Raw genomic sequence first — 19,730 nt, forward strand, 5'->3', positions numbered from 1 at the left:
TGCCTCTGGTTTAAAAACCAATAGTTGCCCCCCCCGTCGCCCCCCCACCACCGTAATCAACCACCCCCTGGGGGGGCCCCCCCCCCTCCGGGGGGGGCACCCCCCTGTCGCATCAGCCGACGGCACGCAGTCGTGCGGTCGCTTTGACGCTGTCGCAGCCCGAGAGCCCAAGGGCGTCCCGGAGTTCGTCGGCCAGCAGCTCCAGCACGTGTCGCGCACCCGCTTCCCCGGCCGTGGCCAGACCCCACAGCAGCGGACGGCCGACCAGCACGCCGCTGGCGCCGAGGGCGAGTGCCCGGAGCACATCGGTGCCGCTGCGGATGCCGCTGTCCAGCAGGACCTCACAGCGGCCGGCGACCGCCTGCGCCACCTCGGGCAGCGCGTTGATGCTGGGGATCGCGCCGTCGAGCTGGCGGCCACCGTGGTTGGAGACCACGACGGCGTCGACACCCGACTCGGCCGCCCGGACCGCGTCTTCGGGGGCCAGTACGCCCTTGAGTACCACTGGAAGAGTGGTCTGCCGGCACAGGGTCGCGACGGACGACCACGTCACCGCGGAGGAGAACGTCTGGCTGGTGTGGACGGCGACCGCGGAGGCGTTCGCGGACTGCTGGTGCGCCGTCGTGCCGGTTGTGATGTTGGCCGCCCGCACATGGTCGGGGAGCGCGAACCGGTTGCGCACGTCCCGCAGCCGGCGGCCCATCCAGGGCACGTCCACGGTGAGCACGATCGCCTGGCAGCCGGCATCCTCGGCCCTGCGGACCAGGTCAAGACACTTCTGCGTGTCCTGCAGCCAGTAGAGCTGGAACCAGACGGTGCCGCCGACCGCGGTGATCTCCTCGATCGGGACACTGCTCAGTGTGCTGGCGGTGAACGGCACTCCCATCGCCTTCGCCGCGCGGGCGGTGGCGAGTTCGCCGTCGGGGTGCACCAGCCGGTGATAGGCGATCGGCGCGACCGCCACCGGCAGGTCGGTCGGCCTGCCGAGCAGGGAGGTGTCCGTCGTGACCCGCGAGACGTCTCTGAGTACCCGTGAGACGAGAAAGACGCGGTCCAAGGCGGTGCGGTTGGCGTCGAGCGTTGTCTCGGCGCCGCTGCCTCCGGCCACGAAGTCCCAGACGTCGGGAGGCAGGACGGAGGCAGCGGCGCGTTCGAAGTCGGCCAGGCACAGCGGTGGTCCGGGCGTCACCGTCCCGAGGGGCGGGTCATCCCTTGAGTCCACGCTGGCCCGTCCTCTCCAGTTCCACGGCCTCGTACAGCGCCTTGATGTTCGAACTGCCGAAGGTCTCCGCGCCCTGACGTTCGATGACCTCGAAGAACAGGGTGTGCCGCGGGTGGGTCGAGGCTGTGAAGATCTGGAAGAGCTGACCGCCGTGGTCCTCGTCCGCGAGCACGTTCGTCGCGCGCAGGTCCTCCAGCCGCTGCTCCTCCAGGCTGATCCGCTCGCCCAGGAGGTCGTAGTACGTCGAAGGAGTGGTGAGGAACGAGACTCCACGGATGCTCAGGGCCCGGACGGAACGGACCGCGTCCCTTGAGGAGAAAGCCAAGTGCTGTACGCCGGACCCCTGGTGGCCTTTGAGGAACTCGTCGATCTGGCCCGGGTCCGCCGACGCGTCCGGCTGAATGAGGGTCAGAGTCACCGCGCCCGACGGGCTCTGCACGACCTGCGACTCCATCGCCTGCCTACCGACGACGATGCGCTCTTCGAAGATGGCCTTGAAACCAAGGATCTTCTGGTACATCTCGACCGTGCGCTCCAGATCGCCGGTGGAGAGGCAGACGGCGATGTGGTCGATGTCGAGCAGGCCCACGTCCTCCGCCCGGTCGCTCTCCGCACGCAGCGCCGGAACGAAGCCGGTGGGCAGCGCGAACCCGTCCCCGGACTCGCGCTGCACGAGTGTGTGGACGACGTCTCCGAAGCCCTGGATGGCCGCCGTGACGCTGGGACCGTCGCCCGCATGCCGGGTCGGCCGCCGGTGGACGCCGGCACCGTTGGTGACCGCGGCGCTGAAGGCCGCCTCCACGTCGGCGGTTCGCAGAGCGATGTCGGCGACACCGTCACCGTGCAAGGACACGTACGTCGATGCCGGGTGCCGGTCCGACGTCGCCTGGGTGAGCACCAGGGTGATCATGCCGTGCCGCAGGGCGATGCTGCGGTGCTCGGCGGAACCGCTGGTGCCGACCACCGTGAAGGCATACCGATCGACCCAGTCGAATGCCGCTGACTCCAGGTTTCCGACGTAGATCTCGATGTAGTCGATGGAAAGATCCCGGAGCGGTTTCGCTACCTTGGGAAAATCATTCATGGGTGCCCCCAGCCAGGAAGAGAAACGAGGTCCTCGAACTGTAGATTCCCGATTTCGGATTTGGCTACGGATGGACTCCCGGGGTTGTCTGGACGGACCGGCGAATAGGGTTGGACTTTGCCTGTACAACTTTCCGGTGGTCCGGTCAAGAGCTGACAGAAAGTCGGGTGCGTGCATAAACTCGACGCGCATTTCTGTTTATGCCGATGGCCTTTCGAACGGGGTGATGCCTGGTGATTCGCGCCATGGCCGTAGTGGGTACGGGCCTGATCGGTACGTCAATCGCGCTCGCCGCGAGTCGGCAGGGGGTGACCGTGTTTCTGTCCGACAGGAACCCGGTGGCCGCCAGGACGGCCGCCGCCCTGGGAGCGGGCCGGGTCGAGGCCCCGGCCGGGCCGGTGGACCTGGCCGTGCTCGCGGTCCCGCCCAGCCATGTGGGCTCGGTGCTCGTGGAGCTTCAGCGCAGTGAGCTCGCCCACAGCTACACCGATGTGGCGAGCGTGAAGGCCGGTCCGGAACAGGCGGCTTTGACTCATGCGCCTGATCCGTCCCGCTATATCGGCGGGCATCCGCTGGCCGGCCGGGAACGCTCGGGTCCGCTTGCCGCTCGCGGTGACCTGTTCCAGGGTCGCCCCTGGGTGCTGACCCCGTCGCCGCTGACCTCGGACACCACGCTCCGCCGCGCCCGTGAACTGGTGGCCCTGTGCGGTGCCGTTCCGGTCGTGACCCAGAGCCAGGTCCACGACGATGCCGTTGCTCTGACCTCCCACGTACCGCACCTGGTTGCCAGTCTGATGGCGGCGCGGCTGCGGGAGGGTCCTGACGGGGTGTCCCGGTTTGCAGGTCAGGGTCTGCGGGACGTCACCCGGATCGCGGGCGGTGACTCACGGCTGTGGGGCGACATCCTTCAGGCCAACGCCGCCTCCATCGTCGGCGTCGTAAAGGATCTGCACGCCGATCTGGCCCGGCTGGTGTCGGCGCTGGACGCGCTCGCCGAGCCGGAAAGCGGCGAACGGGCTGGTGAACGGGCGCAGGGCATGCGAACCATGGTGGATCTGCTGGACCGGGGCATCGCGGGCCTCGCCGAGATACCGCGGCAACCCGGCGTCGCCCAGGCCGAGGACCCCCGGGTCCGGGTGTCCGTCCTGGACGGTCCCGGAGAACTCGCCCGGCTGCTGGAGGCACTCGTGGACTTCGGCGTCGCCGCGGACGACGCGACCGTCGAGGATGCCGGGGGTGCGGCCGGCGAGGGCGGAGGATTCACCGTGCGATTCACGGTCCCTGCGCGGGTTGCCGAACGCATGGTGGCCGAGCTCGCGGCCGAGGGGTGGGACGCGGCAAGAGAGAACGGCGCACGCGCCGGACGGTACGAAGAGGGCTCGGCACTGCCGAGCGTACGGACATGAGCTCTTGGGATTCGCCTGAGCTGCCCCTGATTCTCGGAACCGTGCGGCGTCAATTATGTGCGATGACGGCTACATGAGGATTTCGCCAATTCCGAATCGTACCTGTGAAACGCTCTTGGATGGCCGAAAAGGATCCATCGTTGGCGGAACGGATCGTTATCCTGGGTCGAGAGTGTCTCTCTCCACGCAACGTACTGGTCATCCCCCAAACGGCCACCCGTGCAGGTGGAGGGGCGCTTTCCTCTTTCTTCTCACCTGGTGGACGGCCGGGGTGACGAAAGTACGGAGTTGAATTATTTAGCATCGAAGAGTGGACAGAGGGTACGGGGGTACCTGTGAAGCTCAGCGAAAGAGACGGACAACTTCGCCTGCTCGATCGGTTGTACGAGTCCTCTGCTCGTGGCAAAGGCGCAGTCGTCGTCATGAACGGTCCCGTCGGTTGCGGGAAGACCGCACTGATCCAGGCGTTTGCCGAGCGCGTAACGGAACAGGGGGGCTCGTTCGTATCGGTTACGGCATCGGCCGGTGAGCGGCTCCATCATTTCGGCCTGATAGACCAGTTGATGAACGCGGTGCATGCCGCCGGAACGGCCGTCGCCCCGTTCGCCGCTGAGGATTTCGGCGTCGCGGTGGCGGTCGGCGATCCCCACGGGACCCCGCGGGTCCCGCTGCCTCTGCTGCAGTGGATCAGCAGGACCGTCTGCGAATCCGTTGGGAAACCGCTGGTCATCAGTGTCGATGACGTGCACTTCGCGGACGAACCCTCACTTGAGTGCCTGCGCTACCTGATCCGGCGAATCGACTCATCGGCGGTCATGGTCGTCATGAACGAGAGCTCCTGCCATGAACGGGAGCTGGCGACACTCCACGCGGAAACCCTTCATCTCCCTTACTGCCACAGGATCAGGGTCGCGCCGCTCACCGTTCCCGGCGTCGCCGAGCACCTGGTCGGCCAACTGGGCCCGGCTGCGGCCTCGGAGGACGCCGCGTCATGGGCCGAGGTGAGCGGAGGCAACCCTCTGCTGCTGCAGGCCCTGATCGAGGACCACCTGGTGGAGGACGGGACGACGCGAGCGGCGACGACGGGTGGGCCGACGCCCGGTGAATCCTTCCGCCATGCCTTCCTCCGCTGCCTCCACCGGTGCGAACCGTCGATGCTCGACGCAGCCCGCGCCCTGGCTGTGCTCGGTGAGTCGGCATCGTCGTCGCTGATCAGCGACTTCCTCGGGGAGGACGCCAGATCGGTACCCCGTAGCCTCACCGACCTCAACGCCGCGGGCTTGCTGTCGGTCGACCGGTTCCGGCACGAACAGGCACAGCTGGCGGTGCTTGCCGACCTGGCGGCCAGAGATGTTTCCGGTATGCACAGACGGGCTGCCGAACTGCTCCACGAGAGGGGGGCTTCCGCAACAGCGGTGGCGGACCAGCTCATGGCCACCCATGGCTCCGACAGGGCCGCGTGGCGGGTCGACACCCTGCGCGAGGCGGCCCGTGCCGCCACGGCCTCGGGCGGCATCGCCCAGTCCGTCGACTACCTGCGCCAAGCGTCGGGCATGTGCGTGGACGCGACCCAGGAAGCGCAGGTCATCGCGGAACTCGCCGAAGCCCAATGGCTCATCGATCCGTCCAGGGCGGCCCGACACCTGCGCCAGTTGAGTTCCGCGGTGCGCACCGGCCGGCTCACGGGTGAAGGCGCCATGGTCCCGGTCAAGCAGCTGATCTGGCGGGGCGAGTTCGCCCAGGCCGACTCCCTGCTGACGGCAATGGAAGCAGGGGCCGGCGCGGATCCCGGCTCCGCACCTGGGGGCACCGCGGCGTCGGACATCGCGACCGCACGATTATGGCTGTCCATCTGCTGCCCGGAGCCGGCACGCCACGAGGGTGAGACCGGCGGCTCGCTCGGGCACCCGTCGACCACCCCTGGTCCGATGTTCGCCCTGACCCTCCTCAACCTGTCGACTCGCCTGTCCGAGGTCGGCGAGGAGGTCCAAGGAGCGGACCAGGTGCTGCACGGAACCCACGCGGACAGCCCGCTGACCGCCACCCTGCTCGCGCTGACCTTTCTGATCCAGACATACCGGTTGGACGAGGCGGTGCGCTGGTCCGAACGGCTGCTCCAAGAGCCGTGGATCCGGCACGTGCCCATGAGGCGAGCGCTGCTGGAGACGGCCAGGTCGGCGGCCGCCCTCGGGAAAGGCGACGTCGCGGAGGCGGCGGAGGCGGCGCGGACCGCTCTGAGCCTGGTCACACCGGCGGCCTGGGGCGTCGTCGTCGGCCTCCCGCTGGCTCTGATGATCCGTGCGTCGATCGAGCTGGGCGACCTCGACGCCGTGACGACGTACGTCAAACTCCCGGTACCGGCCGTCATGTTCGACACCCCTTTCGTACTGCCCTACCTTCAGGCGGTCGGCCGCCATCACCTCGCCATGGGGCGTCCGCAGGCGGCCCTCACGAACTTCCAGTCGTGCGGGGACCTGATGGTCAAGTGGAGGATCGACTCGTCGGAGCTGGCGGACTGGCGCAACGACGCGGCGGCCGCACTCGTGGCCATGGGCAGGACCGGCCAGGCAAGGACGCTGATCGAGGAGCAGCTGTCCCGCCTGGGCGACGGACGCTCCCGGGCCAAGGGCATCGCGCTGCGCCGCCTGGCGGCGACCAGCTCCTTGCGGGATCGTCTGCCGCTGCTCCACGAGGCGGTGTACATCCTCGCGGCATCGGGCGATCAGCTGGAACTGAAGCGTGCGAGGGCCGACTTGGAGGACGCGCTGGACGACGTACTGGACGCGCACGACCGGGTGGGACCGCCACTCGGCCGTGCGAACCCGCTGCTCACCCGGAAGGTCCCGTCGCCCGGACGGCAGGGCGACGCGGCATCATCACCGGGTGCCTGCCCGGGCGACGAGGACGCCGAACGGCTCGTTGCCGAGGAGGGCGAGGGGACCCCCGTACTGGCCGAACTCACCGACGCCGAACGCAGGGTGGGGTCGCTTGCCGTTGCCGGCTGCACCAATCGTGAAATCGCCGGCAAGCTTTTCATTACGGTGAGTACGGTCGAGCAGCATCTCACCAAGATTTACCGCAAGTTGAAGGTGAGAAACCGTTCCGACCTTCCGACGGAACTCATGGTATTCGCGGACACTCTATGCTCCCCGAATGGTCGATAGAAAGAAATCGTGTCGTCGCCATGTCCAGCTGACCACTTCCGTCGGTTGGACGACTGTTGTCGGCGCCGCAGTGCCCATGTGATCCTGACGGTCGTAAATTCGTACCCGCAATAGATGATGCTGCCCGGGGGGAAATTCATGGCCGGACGGAGCCTCGACGATTATGCGCGCTATGCGCGGCAAGGCATGGATTCCGTTCTGTCGGAATTCCTGACGGCCGAAGACCGCGCCCGGTCCGGCAACCGGGAGGCGTTCGACCGGATCGGGCTGCGGCAGGGCAGTTCAGGGCTCGAGGGGCCGCCCGAGACGGCGACCAAGATCCTTGGCCACAGCTGGCCGGCGCCGCTGCTCATCGGACCGCTCGCGGGTCTGGTGCGGCCCGAAGGCGAGCTCGCCGTGGTACGGGCGGCAGGCGCGGTCGGGCTCCCGGTCGTCGTCAGCGCGTTCACCGGACAGAAGTTCGCGGAACTCTCCTCGGCGGCCGAAGCCCCGCTATGGCTGCGGACCCACCCCTTCCGGAACCGTTCCACGGCCCGCCGCATCGCCGACAGCGCGGCGGACACCGGGTTCGGTGCCCTGGTGCTCGCCGTCGGGCCGCAGCACCATGTACGGCTCGGGCCGGGTGCCGTACCGGTCAATCTCGCGGAGGACGACCCGATCCGCCTTCCCCGCGTGGCCGGCCCGCTCGCCGACCTCGGCGGGTACGGCCCGTTCGCCGATGTCCGGGCCCTGATCGAAGCCTCCGCCGACTGGTCCGATGTCGAATGGCTCTGCTCGGTCAAGTCCCTTCCGCTGCTGGTCGCGGGGGTACGCACCGCCGCCGACGCCGTCCGCGCCGTCGAAGCGGGTGCCGACGGAATCGTGGCCGAGGCACTGGATGTCCTGCCGGCGATCGCCTCGGTCGTCGGCGGCCGGGTGCCCGTGCTGCTCGGCGGCGACATCCGCCGCGGAGCCGATGTCCTGGCATCGCTCGCCTGCGGCGCCGACGCGGTGCTGCTCGACCGGCCGGTACTGGACGGTCTGCTGGTGGGTGCGCGCGAAGGCGTGAGCGAGGTGCTGGAGAACCTCGTCCAAGAGCTGCGGGCGGCAATGGAGTTCACCGGGACCGGGTCGGTGGTGGACGCCGGCACCGAACTGCTCCGGACCGGGCACCCGGCGAGCCCGCCGTCGTCCGGATGCGCACTGCCGCTGCGCAAGTCCGACCTGCACGCCAGCGTCTCCGATCCGGTGCTGGGCACCATGACCTTCCTCAACGAGGTCACCCACCGCTACCCCGAGGCGATCTCCTTCGCGCCCGGCCGCCCCTACGACGGGTTCTTCGACACCGAGCAGATCGTCACCCACATCCGCCAGTACGTGAACCACCTGGCCGAGCAGGGCAGTTCGCCCCAGGCGATCCGTACCGCCATGTATCAGTACGGACCCACCGCCGGCCAGATCAACGAGATCATCGCGGACTCACTGCGCATCGACGAGGACATCGACGTACCGCCCGGGTCCATCGTGGTGACCGTCGGCGCCCAGGAGGCCATGCTCCTCGTGCTGCGCGCCCTCATCACCGGTCCCGACGACGTACTCCTTGCCGCCAGCCCCTGTTATGTGGGCATCACCGGCGCCGCCCGGCTCCTCGATATCGCCATGACCACCGTGGAGGACCGGGAGGACGGGTTCTCCTGCGACGACCTCGAAGCGGCGATCAGGCGGGAGCGGGCCCTGGGACGACGGCCGCGCGCCTTCTACGTGGTCCCCGACCACTCCAACCCGTCCGGGACCACGATGAGTCCGGGTGCCCGCGCCGAGCTCCTGGAGCTCGCCGCCCGCCACGACATCCTCATCCTGGAGGACAGCCCCTACCGGCTGGTCAGCCCCGGTACGCCGCTGCCGACCCTCAAGTCCCTCGACCGCAACCGCACGGTCGTCCACCTCGGTTCCTTCGCCAAGACGATCTTCCCCGGCGCCCGCGTCGGTTTCGTCGTCGCCGACCAGCAGGTGAGGGACGACTCCGGCCGGACCAGTCTCCTCGCGGACGAACTCGCCAAGATCAAGAGCATGGTGACGGTGAACACGTCGTCGCTGAGCCAGGCCGCGGTCGCCGGCGCGCTCCTGGCGTGCGGCGGGCGGGTCTCGGAGCTCAACAGCGAGGCCGCCGCCTACTACGGCGACGCGATGCAGGCCACCCTGAAGAACTTGGACCGGCGCATACCCGCTGACCGCCGGGCAGCCCTGGGCGTGCAGTGGAACGAGCCCACCGGTGGCTTCTTCCTGACCGTGCGCGTTCCTTTCCACGTGGACAACGCCGCACTGACCCGGTCGGCACAGGAATTCGGCGTCATCTGGACGCCGATGAGCTACTTCTATCCGCAGGGCGGCGGACACAACGGAATCCGGCTGTCCATCAGTTATCTGACCCCCGCGGAAATAGAAGAGGGCACCGCGCGGCTCGCACGCTTCATCGAAGCGCAGAGCGCGGTGTCGTAAGAGAGCACCCGAAGCATCCGGAGCCATTCGACCGAGAAGGGCGAAAGATCGTGACCGGCAGCAGGATCAGGCAAGGACCGCGGAGCAAGCCGCGTATGTGGGGGTGGACTTTCCGTTGACCATGAACATCAGCCGTCCGGTACGTCCGGAGGAAGAGATATCGGAGACCGCCCGTCCGACAACGGGTGCCCCGGGCACGGCGAGGCCTTTCGCTCCGCGGATCGTCGGCGTGGGCACGGCCTCGACCGGCACATCGCTGTCCCAGCAGGACGTACTCGACGCCTTCGACATCACCGACCCCAGGATTCGCTCGGTCTTCCTCAACAGCGCGATCGAGCGACGCCACCTCACACTGCCTCCGAAGGACGCGGACGGAATCCGTGTCTCCGAGCCGCAGGGCGACCTCCTCGACAAACACCAGGCGCTGGCCGTCGAGATGGGCGCCGACGCCTTGCGCGCCTGCCTGAAGCGGGTCGGCGCCGAACTCGCCGATCTGCGCCACCTGTGCTGTGTGACGTCCACCGGCTTCCTCACCCCAGGCCTCAGCGCGCTGCTGATCCGGGAGCTGGGCATCGACCGGCACTGCAGCCGCTCCGACATCGTCGGTATGGGCTGCAACGCGGGGCTCAACGCCCTCAATGTCGTTTCCGGATGGGCCACCGCGCACCCGGGTGAACTCGCCGTCGTGCTGTGCGCGGAGGCGTGTTCCGCCGCGTACGCGATGGACTCGACCATGCGGACGGCGGTCGTGAACAGCCTGTTCGGTGACGGTTCCGGAGCTGTCGCCCTCATGTCGGGGCCGCCCGAGGACAGTGTGATGGCCATGCCGGACGGCCCGACCATTCTCAAGTTCGCCAGCTGCATCATTCCCGAAGCGGTCGATGCCATGCGGTACGAATGGGACCGCGTGCAGAGCAGGTTCAGCTTCTACCTCGACCCGCAGATTCCCTACGTCGTGGGCGCGCACACCGAACTCGTCGTCGACCGACTGCTTGAGGGAACGGATCTGCGCAGGAGCGACATCAAGCACTGGCTGGTGCATTCCGGCGGCAAGAAGGTGATTGACGCGGTGACCGTCAATCTCGGGCTGACCCGCTACGACCTCCGGCACACCGTCGGGGTTCTGCGCGACCACGGCAATGTGTCGAGCGGTTCCTTTCTTTTCTCCTACGAGAGGCTCCTCGACGAACAGGTCACCAAGCCAGGTGAGTACGGCGTCCTCATGACCATGGGGCCCGGATCCACGATCGAGACGGCGCTGGTCCAGTGGTGACCGCCCAGGGAGTGACAGACGACATGTTCACCTTGAAGATCGACGGTTCCGCGCCGTTGTCGGCTGCCTCGGTCCAGACGCTCGCGGCCGTCTGCGACCAGGCCGAGGGCCTGCCCGGATCCGGCGTTGTGACCGTGCACGTCACGGGCACGCCTCAAGTGGGCTGGACCGGCGGGCTGGACGTCGCCCTGGTCTCCAAATGGGAGCGTGTGCTGCGCCGGCTGGAACGGCTTCCCGCTCCGACGATCGCGGTGGTCTCGGGAGACATCGGCGGCGCGGCACTCGACGTCTTCCTGACCACCGACTTCCGGATCGCCGCACCGGAGTCGCGGCTTCTGGTCGCGACCGACGGCGAAGCCACCTGGCCGGGGATGGCGGCCTTCCGGCTCGTCCAGCAAGCCGGTGCCGCCGGCGTCCGCCGCGCGGTGCTGTTCGGTGTGCCGATCCACGCCTCCCAGGCCCTGGCGCTGGGGATCGTCGACGAACTCGCCGACGACCCGGCCGACGTCCTGGACGCCACGACCGAGCTGGTCGGCCGGCTCTCCGGCAAGGAACTCGCCATACGGCGCCAGCTCATGTTCGACGCGACGTCGACGAGCTTCGAGGACGGACTTGGACCGCACCTCGCGGCCTGCGACCGAGCCCTGCGCCGGGTGGGCGCCGTGGAGGTGTCATGACGGCACCGCCGACGGCCCCCGAGACCGCCGCGTCGGCCGTCTGGCCGAGCCTGTCCGAGGCCGCCGAACTCACCGGAAAACTGCTGGAGTCGCTGCCGCGGCCGAGCACGCGTTCACCGGAGCAGCGGGCCGATGCCACCGCCGCGAAGGACACCGCCCGCTCACTGCGTGCGCGGTTCCTGGACGCTCACGCCGACGCCGTGTACGACCGTCTCACACAGGGCCGCACCGTCAGCCTCCGGATCGAGGAGCTGGTCGAGGCAGCCGCGACGGCCTTTCCCGCGCTCGTACCGTCGGCCGAACTGCTCGCGGCCGAGCGGAGCAGGCCACAGGCCGACAAGGAGGGGCACGAGATCGACCAGGGCATCCTCCTGAGTGCGTTGTTGCGGTCGCCCTCCGCGGGCCCGCACCTGCTCGACGCGATGCTCCGGCCGACGCCCCGGGCGCTCCGGTTGCTTCCGGAGTTCACCGAAACCGGGGTCGTGCAGATGGAGGCCGTGCGGCTGGAGCGTCGCGACGGGGTGGCGCGGCTGACGATGTGCCGGGACGACTGTCTGAACGCCGAGGACAACCGGCAGGTCGACGACATGGAAACCGCGGTGGACCTCGCTCTGCTCGATCCGGGTGTACGGGTCGGACTGCTCCGTGGCGGGGAGATGAGCCATCCCCGCCACCGGGGCAAGCGGGTGTTCAGTGCGGGCATCAACCTCAAGAACCTCAGCTCCGGTGACATCTCGCTGGTCGACTTCCTGTTGCGACGCGAGCTCGGCTACATCCACAAGCTCGTCCGGGGGGTGCTCGTCGACCAGCCCGACCTGTGGCACTCACGCCATGTCGAGAAGCCCTGGGTCGCCGCGGTTGACGGCTTTGCCATCGGCGGCGGATTCCAGCTGCTGATGGTCTTCGACCACGTAATCGCCGCCGCCGACTCCTACTTCAGCCTTCCGGCCGCGAAGGAGGGGATCATTCCGGGCGTCGCGAACTACCGGATAGGCCGGTTCGTCGGTCCGCGCGTGGCCCGGCAGGTCATTCTCGAAGGCCGCAGAATCTGGGCGAAGGAGCCCGATGCGCGGCTGCTGGCCGACGAGGTCGTGGAGCCGCACGAGATGGACGCCACCATCGAGCGGAGCCTGGTGAGGCTCGGGGGCGAGGCGGTGCTCGCCAACCGGCGCATGCTGAACCTCGCCGAGGAGCCACCGGACGCGTTCCGGGCCTACATGGCGGAATTCGCGCTCCAGCAGGCCCTGCGGCTCTACGGCGAGGACGTCATCCACAAGGTCGGCCGGTTCGGGGCGCGGTCCGCGTGACCGACGACCGGACCCGGGTCCGCTATGAGAAGAAGGAACATGTCGCCCACGTCACGCTCGATCGTCCCGAAGTGCTCAATGCCATGGACCTTCGCATGCACGAAGAGCTCGCCGAGATCTGGGACGACGTAGAGGCCGACGAAGACGTGAGGGCGGTGCTGCTGACCGGGGCGGGCGACCGCGCCTTCTCCGTGGGGCAGGACCTGAAGGAGCGTGCTCGCCTCGACCGGGAGGGCGCCCCGCTGACGACCTTCGGAAGCCACGGGCAGCCGGGCTGGCCCCGGCTCACCGACCGGTTCACCCTGTCCAAACCGGTGGTTGCCCAGGTCCACGGGTACGCGTTGGGCGGCGGTTTCGAACTCGCCCTGGCCTGTGACCTGATCATCGCCTCGGACCAGGCGGTGTTCGCCCTGCCCGAGGCGCGGCTCGGGCTCATCCCCGGGGCAGGCGGCGCGTTCCGGCTTGTCAGGCAGCTGCCCCAGAAGATCGCCATGGGGTACCTGCTCACCGGTCGTCGGATGAGCGCCGAGACGGCCCTGCGGTACGGGCTGGTCAACGAGGTCGTCACGGCCGACCGGCTGGAGGAATGCGCCGGGGAGTGGACGAAGGACCTGGTACGGAGCGCTCCGCTCTCGGTCAGGGCCATCAGGGAGGCAGCGCTCAAGTCCGTCGACATGCCGCTTGAGCAGGCATTCACCGCTGACTACAGCTGGGAGGAACGCCGCAGGCGCAGCAGTGACGCGGTCGAAGGGGTCCGAGCTTTCACGGAGAAGCGCGCCCCGCTCTGGACCGGCCGCTGACCCCGGCGCTGACAGCGGAGTACACCGCCGGGCCCCTCAGTCAGTCGACGACCGACTGACAGAGGGGCCCGGTCCGCAGTGTCCAAATGCGGGGACCGGTCGGTTGGACACGCCACGGTTTCCGGCAGACGAAGGGAAGAGCACCGATGCCAGTCGCCGACATCAATGGAATCAGGCTCAGCTTTGACGACTACGGCTCCGGAGAGCCGGTCGTGATGGTCGCCGGAACCGGGAGTCCCGGCCGGATCTGGCGCACACACCAGGTCCCCGCCCTGAAGTCCGCGGGCTACCGGGTGATCACCCTCGACAACCGGGCGATCCCGCCGACCGACCCGTGCCCGGAGGGGTTCACTCTCGACGACATGACCGCCGACGTCGCCGGCCTCATCGAGCACCTCGGCGCGGGGCCATGCCGCGTGGTCGGCCACTCGCTGGGTGGGATCATCGTTCAGGAACTCCTCCTCGCCCGGCCCGAACTAGTCAGTCAGGCCGTCCTGATAGCGAGCAGCGGGAGAGCCGACGCGGCGATCACCGCCATGTCGGCCGCCGACATCGAGCTGGCCGACAGCGGGGTCAAACTGCCTCCCCGGTACGCGGCGTACATGGCCGCCGTCCAGAACCTCTCACCGGAGACGATCAACGACGACGAGCAACTCCAGGACTGGCTGGGCGTCTTGGAGATGTCGACTTTCGACCACTCAGGGGTGCGCCGGCAGCTCGGACTCGACGTGATCCCGAACCGGCTCCCCAAGTACCGGAAGATCAGCTGCCCTTGCCTGGTCATCGGGTTCCAGCACGATCTGGTCGTACGCCCGCATCTGTCGCGCGAGGTTGCCGAGAGCATCCCCGGTGGCACGTACTCGGAGATTCCCGGATGCGGGCACTACGGATACCTGGAGAAGCCGGCCGCGCTGAATTCCGCGATCATCGACTTCTTCGCCCGCCGGAAGCCGTGAGTGCTACCGGCTCCGGGCGGTGGCCTGATCAGGATGGGACTGGGGGGGCTTGGCAGGGCCGTGCGCCGTGGGGAAGGCGACGCTGATGCTCAGGCCTCCCTCGGGCCTCGGCCACGTCGTGATGGTGGCGTCGTGGGCGTACGCGATGGCCTCAACGATCGACAGGCCGAGCCCGTGCCCTTCGGCACGCGCCGCTCGGACGGTACCGAGCCGCTGGAAGGGCTGGAAGATCTGGTCGATCGCGTCCCGCGGAACGAGCGGACCGGTGTTGGTGACAGTGATCGTCGCGCGCCCGCTCTCGGTTTTCGTGGCCACCTCGACCCACCCGTGGGACGAGTTGTGCCGTAGCGCGTTGTCCAACAGGTTGGTGACGAGGCGCTCGGCGAGGTTCCGGTGGCCCATCGCCAGGGCTGGGGAGATCGACGGAAGGAACGTCACGGTCCGGTACTGCGCCTCAGCCCTGCGGGAGTAGATGACCTCGACGGTCAGCCGCGCGAGATCGAAGGGTTCGCGTACGTCGATGCCGCCTTGGCTCTTGGCCAGGGTGAGGAGCCCTTCGATGAGTTGTTCCTGCTGGACGCCCGCCGCGAGGATCCGTTCGTGAGCCGAGCGGAGGGACTCCACGGTCGCGTCGGGGTCGCTCAGGACGACCTGGCCGAGCGCCCGTTGACGAGCCAGTGGCGTGCGCAGTTCATGAGAGGCGTTGGCGACGAACCGGCGCTGCGCTTCGAAGGAGGCCTCAAGTCTGCCCAGCAGGCTGTCGAAGGTGTCACCCAGCTCCTTGAGCTCGTCGCCGGGTCCTTCGAGGTCCAGGCGCTGGTGCAGGCTGGTTGCCGAGATGTCCCGGGCGGTGGCCGTGATCGTCTTCAGGGGGTCCAGCATGCGGCCGGCCACGATCCAGCCCAGCACTATCGAGACCACCAGCATGAAGGTGAGCGCGAACCCCGACTGGACGAGGAGCTCGTGCATGATTTCGGCCGTCCGGCGGGCCAGCTCCTCGGACGTGGCCACCTTGCGGGCCGGCACATCGGTCCGCGGCGTCAGAGCGTCGGCATCGTCCGGAGGGACATCAGATGCGTCCTTCCCGGGTGGCGCGCCAACGGCGTGGCGAACCAGGGCGTACGTGATGGCCAGCAGCGACGCCCCGGACGCGAGGAACAGCGCCCCGTACAGCATCGTCATCCGCAGCCGCACGGTCCGGCGGGGCAGGTGCGGGCGGGCAATCCGGCTGGTGAGCCGGGTGGTCACGGACATGAGCCTCCTCAGATCCGGTATCCGCGTTTGGCCACGGTCTCGATGACCGGGGGATTGCCGAGCTTGGCCCGCAGTCTGCTGATCGTGATCTTCACAGCGCTGGTGAACGGGTCGGCGGCCTCGTCCCAGACGCGTTCGAGCAGTTCCTCGGCGGATACGGCCCGGCCCTTGGACGTCAGGAGTAACTCCAGGACCCCGAACTCCTTGGGCGCGAGCTCCAGCGTGCGGCCGGCCCGGCTGGCCTTGCGTGCGGCCGTGTCGACCAGCAGGTCGCCGTGGCGGACCACCGGCGGTATGACGGGGTGGGCGCGGCGCGCCAACGCACCGATCCGCGCGACCAGCACCGGGAAGTCGAATGGCTTGGGGAGGTAGTCGTCGGCTCCCAGGTTGAGCCCGTCGACCAGGTCCTCCGCCGTCGCCGCGGCGGTCAGCATCAGCACCCGGCTCCGGCACCCCGAGGCGATCAACTCTGCGCACACCTCGTCGCCGTGTATCCCTGGCAGGTCCCGGTCGAGCACGATCACGTCGTAATCGCTGAACAACGCCCGGTCGAGCCCTTCCTGACCGTCGAACGCCACATCGACGGCCATCTGCGCTCTCCGCAGTCCGACAGCCACCGTTTGGGCCATCTCCTCGTCGTCCTCTACCACGAGTACCCGCACCTCTCGCCCTCTCTCCACCGCACCTGGCTGGACAAGACCACCTTGTCAAGCACAACCAGCATGTTCTACCCCAAGTTTCGGCACGGTTTCGTCCCGAGCCGCGCTGCCTTGTGCCAGCAATTGGTTTGTCAATTGGCGTCCAAGTGTTGAAATGCATGGTTGGACAATCCTCGCAGGAACAACATTGCTTGCACCGAATCGTCCGACTAACGTGATGTGCGTCCTGGCGATGGAAATTGATGGGAGTAGTTGTGGCGAACCCCTTCGATGATGAAAACGGCTCTTTCCTGGTGCTGGTGAACGACGAGAATCAGCATTCCCTCTGGCCTTCCTTCGCCGACGTTCCGGCCGGCTGGAAGACCGTGTTCGGAGAGGACGCACGCAAATCCTGCCTGGACTACATCCAGGAGAACTGGACGGATATGCGTCCGAAGAGCCTTGTCGACGAACTGAAGAAGCAGGACGCCGCCGGTTAGGCGAGGCCCGCCCCGAGTGAGACAACGAAACCGAGGAGGCAGCGGTGGCTATCGGCAGCCCAGGGCCGATGATGATGGGTGGGATGGGGCCGGGCTCACCGGGGGGCAAGCGACAGGTCACTCCCGGCACGACCAGGCGAATAATCCCGTACACGAGGCCGTATCGTCTCAATATCGCCTTTCTCTTGGTGATTGCCGCGCTGAACGCCGGTAGCGCGGCGGCCACGCCCCTCCTGTTCAAATACATCATCGACGACGGAATCGCCCAGCGGAATAACGCGGTCGTCGTGTGGGCCTCCGTGGCGGTCGCCGGGCTGGCCCTTCTGGGCGGCCTCCTGGGGTTCCTGGAGGCCTGGTATTCGGGTCGGGTCAGCGAGGGGCTCATCTTCGATCTGCGCACCAAGGTCTTCGACCATGTGCAGCGGCAGCCGCTGGCGTTCTTCACCAGGGCGCAGACCGGCGCACTGGTCAGCAGGCTGAACAACGATGTGATCGGCGCGCAGAAAGCGGTGACGTCGCTGCTGTCCACGGTGGTCTCCGCCGGGCTGACCGTGGTCTTCGTACTGAGCGCGATGCTCTACCTGTCCTGGGAGGTCACCCTGGTCTCCCTGGTGCTGCTCCCGTTGTTCATCCTGCCCGGCAGGTTGATCGGCCGTCGGCTGCAGCGGCTCATGCGGGCGCACATGCAAGTGAACGCCGACGTGGGCTCGTTGATGAGCGAGCGGTTCAATGTGACCGGGGCGCTGCTGGCCAAGCTCTACGGCCGGCCGCAGATCGAGACGAGCATGTTCTCGCGCTTGGCGGGCAAGGGCCGTGACCTCGGTGTCACCACCGCGATCTATGTGAAGCTGCTCCCCGTCTCGATGCTCGCCGTCAGCTCGCTGGCCATCGCGGTGGTGTACGGCGTGGGTGGCGGACTCGTCGTCAGGGACGCATTCCAGATGGGCACACTGGTGGCGCTGGCCACCTTGCTCACCCGGCTGCTGACCCCGATAACCCAGCTTTCCAACGCACAGGCAGACGTGATGTCCGCGCTGGTCAGCTTCGACCGACTGTTCGAGATCCTCAACCTGAAGCCCATGATCGCGGAGAAGCCCGACGCGGTACCGCTGCCCCGTGCGAGCTCCGACAACAGGACCGCGCTGGACATCGAGTTCCAGGGGGTGGCGTTCCGCTACCCGAAAGCCGCCGATGTCTCACTGGCCTCGCTTGAGTCGATCGCCCTGCCCACGCACGAGCGCGTCAGCGACGAGTGGACCTTGCGCGACCTCAGCTTCACCGTGCCCGCCGGGAAGCTCACCGCACTGGTCGGCCCCTCCGGTGCGGGAAAGACGACCATCACCCATCTAGTGCCGCGGCTCTACGATCCCATCGAGGGCACCGTCCGAATCGACGGAAACGACATCCGCGACCTGACCCTGGAGTCGCTGCGCGACACCGTCGGAATGGTCACCCAAGAGGCACATCTTTTCCACACGACCATTCGCGACAACCTCACCTACGGCCGGCCGGATGCCACCGAGCAGGACCTGATCGAGGCCTGCAGGGCTGCGCAGATCTGGAATCTGATCGAAACGCTTCCCGACGGGTTCGAGACCCTGGTCGGCGACCGCGGATACCGGCTCTCCGGCGGTGAGAAGCAGCGCATCGCCATGGCCCGACTCCTGCTCAAGGCCCCGCCGATCGTCGTCCTGGACGAGGCCACCGCACATCTTGACTCGGAATCAGAAGCAGCCCTCCAGCGCGCTCTCAAAACCGCATTGCAGGGACGGACCTCACTGGTGATCGCCCACCGGCTCTCCACGATCCGGGACGCCGACCAGATCCTGGTCATCGACAAGGGCCGGGTCCAGGAGCGCGGAACCCACGAGGAACTGCTGGCACTGAACGGGCTCTACGCGGAGCTCTACCACACCCAGTTCTCCGGCCAGTCGTCGCGGAACGGCAACGAGGTACCGGTGCCCGAGCCGGTCGGGCCTAGCGGGCCGTTCCCCGGCGGACCCGGTCAAGGACCGGGTCCGCAGATGATGCCGGGCGGGCCGCTGCCCGGCATCAGGTAACGACCCCGCCCGCGCGAGAGCGGATCAGCGAGCGGCGTCATGCGGCTTCGAACCCAAGGCGGAGGACGGAGCGATGGCGAAGCCATCGCGACTGACGACAACGCCGGAGGCGGAGTCGCAGGGCGTCGGGGAGCCCGCCGGCCATGGCTGTTCAGGTCGTAGGCCGCAGCCACGCGCGGCAGACAGCGGAACCGCGGCGACAGCTCGCGGCAAGTGACGTTTCGTGATCGACCGAGTGGAGACCTTCGGAATGCCTGACTCTCGCCGCTCGCCACTGCCTGCCGCCCACCTGACGAGGTGCCCCTCGGGTGAGCACTGGAATATCCGGTTTCTGGACCGGCCCGAACCCGTGGTGCACCTGCACGCACCTGCCGCCGAGGCCGCGGCGCTCACCGCCGCGTACCTCCACCGGATGAGCGGCATCCGCGACGTCGTCCTCGACATCGCGGACCGCCCTTTCCCGGTTCGGCTCGACGTGGACCCGCTGACCACGGTTCGCGAGCTCCTGCGGCAGGTGGCGGAAGAGTTCCGGGAGGTCGCTCAACTCTCCTCAGATGGTGAGTACTTCGCGAAATGTGCCTCGGAAGGCGAGGCCGGCGGGGTCGGCGAGGCCGGCGGGGATGGCGAGGCCGGCGGGGACGGTTCGCGGGTCTGGCGACGGGTCTTTCGGAGCTTCGTCGACGGAGCCGTCGCGGAGCCGGACGCACGGGTGAGCGCGATCGCAATTCTGGAGGTGGCTGAGCGGTCGCGTGTGGTGGCTGAGTGGAATGACACGGTTCGGCCGGTGTCGGAGGGTACTTTCCTGGATCTTTTCGGTGCGCGGGTTGAGCGGTCGTCGGGTGTGGTGGCGGTGCGGTGTGGTGGTGAGGTGTTGTCGTATGGGGAGTTGGATGGTCGTGCGGATCGGTTGG

The 19,730-nt window shown here is 67.9% G+C and carries 15 protein-coding genes; 11 read left to right on the forward strand and 4 right to left on the reverse strand.

The genetic code is table 11. The annotated features are described in order from the left end of the window. Nucleotides 1-112: 112 nt before the first annotated feature. Both ACFWP7_RS09565 and hppD read right to left on the reverse strand, forming a co-directional pair. Nucleotides 113-1,222 carry an alpha-hydroxy acid oxidase gene (locus tag ACFWP7_RS09565; RefSeq protein ID WP_384378617.1) on the reverse strand — a complete coding sequence of 370 codons (1,110 nt, stop codon included), beginning with the start codon at nt 1,220-1,222 and terminating at the stop codon, nt 113-115. After that, entirely contained in the window at nt 1,206-2,306 is a 1,101-nt protein-coding gene (gene hppD, locus ACFWP7_RS09570; RefSeq protein WP_384378620.1) for a 4-hydroxyphenylpyruvate dioxygenase, read from the reverse strand. Before hppD ends, ACFWP7_RS09565 begins: the two co-directional genes overlap by 17 nt. A 245-nt stretch (nt 2,307-2,551) precedes the next feature. Here hppD and ACFWP7_RS09575 point away from each other — a divergent pair, with 245 nt between their 5' ends. The 8 genes from ACFWP7_RS09575 to ACFWP7_RS09610 all read left to right on the forward strand — a co-directional run bounded on the left by ACFWP7_RS09575 (nt 2,552) and on the right by ACFWP7_RS09610 (nt 14,367). Next, a complete protein-coding gene (locus tag ACFWP7_RS09575; RefSeq protein WP_384378623.1) occupies nt 2,552-3,712 on the forward strand; it encodes a prephenate dehydrogenase in 1,161 nt (386 codons plus the stop codon). Nucleotides 3,713-4,047: 335 nt separating this feature from the next. Further along, entirely contained in the window at nt 4,048-6,876 is a 2,829-nt protein-coding gene (locus tag ACFWP7_RS09580) for an AAA family ATPase (protein ID WP_384378626.1), read from the forward strand. Nucleotides 6,877-7,014: 138 nt separating this feature from the next. After that, nucleotides 7,015-9,354: an aminotransferase class I/II-fold pyridoxal phosphate-dependent enzyme gene (locus ACFWP7_RS09585; protein ID WP_384378629.1), complete on the forward strand. Its 2,340-nt coding sequence runs from the start codon at nt 7,015-7,017 to the stop codon at nt 9,352-9,354. A 121-nt stretch (nt 9,355-9,475) separates the two neighbouring features. After that, on the forward strand, nt 9,476-10,627 hold the full coding sequence (dpgA, locus tag ACFWP7_RS09590; protein ID WP_384378632.1) for a 3,5-dihydroxyphenylacetyl-CoA synthase DpgA: 1,152 nt from the start codon (nt 9,476-9,478) through the stop codon (nt 10,625-10,627). 23 nt (nt 10,628-10,650) lie between these two features. Then, nucleotides 10,651-11,304, forward strand: coding sequence for an enoyl-CoA-hydratase DpgB (gene dpgB / locus ACFWP7_RS09595; RefSeq protein WP_384378635.1), 654 nt, complete (start codon nt 10,651-10,653; stop codon nt 11,302-11,304). Beyond that, nucleotides 11,301-12,611, forward strand: coding sequence for a (3,5-dihydroxyphenyl)acetyl-CoA 1,2-dioxygenase DpgC (dpgC, locus tag ACFWP7_RS09600; RefSeq protein ID WP_384378638.1), 1,311 nt, complete (start codon nt 11,301-11,303; stop codon nt 12,609-12,611). Before dpgB ends, dpgC begins: the two co-directional genes overlap by 4 nt. Then, on the forward strand, nt 12,608-13,411 hold the full coding sequence (gene dpgD, locus ACFWP7_RS09605; RefSeq protein WP_384378641.1) for an enoyl-CoA-hydratase DpgD: 804 nt from the start codon (nt 12,608-12,610) through the stop codon (nt 13,409-13,411). The genes dpgC and dpgD overlap by 4 nt, the downstream gene beginning before the upstream one ends. Nucleotides 13,412-13,557: 146 nt before the next feature. Next, the gene (locus ACFWP7_RS09610; protein WP_384378644.1) at nt 13,558-14,367 is read left to right on the forward strand and encodes an alpha/beta fold hydrolase; all 810 of its coding nucleotides are present in this window, start codon (nt 13,558-13,560) and stop codon (nt 14,365-14,367) included. A gap of 3 nt (nt 14,368-14,370) precedes the next feature. Here the strand turns inward: ACFWP7_RS09610 and ACFWP7_RS09615 are convergent, their stop codons facing one another. Both ACFWP7_RS09615 and ACFWP7_RS09620 read right to left on the reverse strand, forming a co-directional pair. After that, nucleotides 14,371-15,621: a sensor histidine kinase gene (locus tag ACFWP7_RS09615; RefSeq protein WP_384378647.1), complete on the reverse strand. Its 1,251-nt coding sequence runs from the start codon at nt 15,619-15,621 to the stop codon at nt 14,371-14,373. Nucleotides 15,622-15,629: 8 nt separating this feature from the next. Then, complete coding sequence (locus ACFWP7_RS09620; RefSeq protein WP_384378650.1) at nt 15,630-16,283, reverse strand: response regulator transcription factor; 654 nt, start codon at nt 16,281-16,283, stop codon at nt 15,630-15,632. Between the two features lie 251 nt (nt 16,284-16,534). Between ACFWP7_RS09620 and ACFWP7_RS09625 the strand changes: the two genes are divergently transcribed. The 3 genes from ACFWP7_RS09625 to ACFWP7_RS09635 all read left to right on the forward strand — a co-directional run. Further along, on the forward strand, nt 16,535-16,759 hold the full coding sequence (locus tag ACFWP7_RS09625; protein WP_384378653.1) for an MbtH family protein: 225 nt from the start codon (nt 16,535-16,537) through the stop codon (nt 16,757-16,759). A 68-nt stretch (nt 16,760-16,827) separates the two neighbouring features. Beyond that, entirely contained in the window at nt 16,828-18,819 is a 1,992-nt protein-coding gene (locus ACFWP7_RS09630) for an ABC transporter ATP-binding protein (RefSeq protein WP_384378694.1), read from the forward strand. 223 nt (nt 18,820-19,042) lie between these two features. Continuing rightward, a partial coding sequence (locus tag ACFWP7_RS09635; protein WP_384378656.1) for a hypothetical protein occupies nt 19,043-19,730 on the forward strand: 688 nt, incomplete at its 3' end.

This window comes from Streptomyces sp. NPDC058470 (genome assembly GCF_042721055.1).
GTDB lineage: Bacteria > Actinomycetota > Actinomycetes > Streptomycetales > Streptomycetaceae > Streptomyces.

Bases quoted from the DNA above. Each gene is read 5' to 3' on its own strand.
- dpgB (WP_384378635.1), top strand. From the start codon at position 10,651: ATGTTCACCTTGAAGATCGACGGTTCCGCGCCGTTGTCGGCTGCCTCG.
- ACFWP7_RS09630 (WP_384378694.1), top strand. From the start codon at position 16,828: ATGATGATGGGTGGGATGGGGCCGGGCTCACCGGGGGGCAAGCGACAG.
- ACFWP7_RS09585 (WP_384378629.1), top strand. From the start codon at position 7,015: ATGGCCGGACGGAGCCTCGACGATTATGCGCGCTATGCGCGGCAAGGC.
- dpgA (WP_384378632.1), top strand. From the start codon at position 9,476: ATGAACATCAGCCGTCCGGTACGTCCGGAGGAAGAGATATCGGAGACC.
- hppD (WP_384378620.1), bottom strand. From the start codon at position 2,306: ATGAATGATTTTCCCAAGGTAGCGAAACCGCTCCGGGATCTTTCCATC.
- dpgC (WP_384378638.1), top strand. From the start codon at position 11,301: ATGACGGCACCGCCGACGGCCCCCGAGACCGCCGCGTCGGCCGTCTGG.
- ACFWP7_RS09615 (WP_384378647.1), bottom strand. From the start codon at position 15,621: ATGTCCGTGACCACCCGGCTCACCAGCCGGATTGCCCGCCCGCACCTG.
- ACFWP7_RS09575 (WP_384378623.1), top strand. From the start codon at position 2,552: ATGGCCGTAGTGGGTACGGGCCTGATCGGTACGTCAATCGCGCTCGCC.
- ACFWP7_RS09610 (WP_384378644.1), top strand. From the start codon at position 13,558: ATGCCAGTCGCCGACATCAATGGAATCAGGCTCAGCTTTGACGACTAC.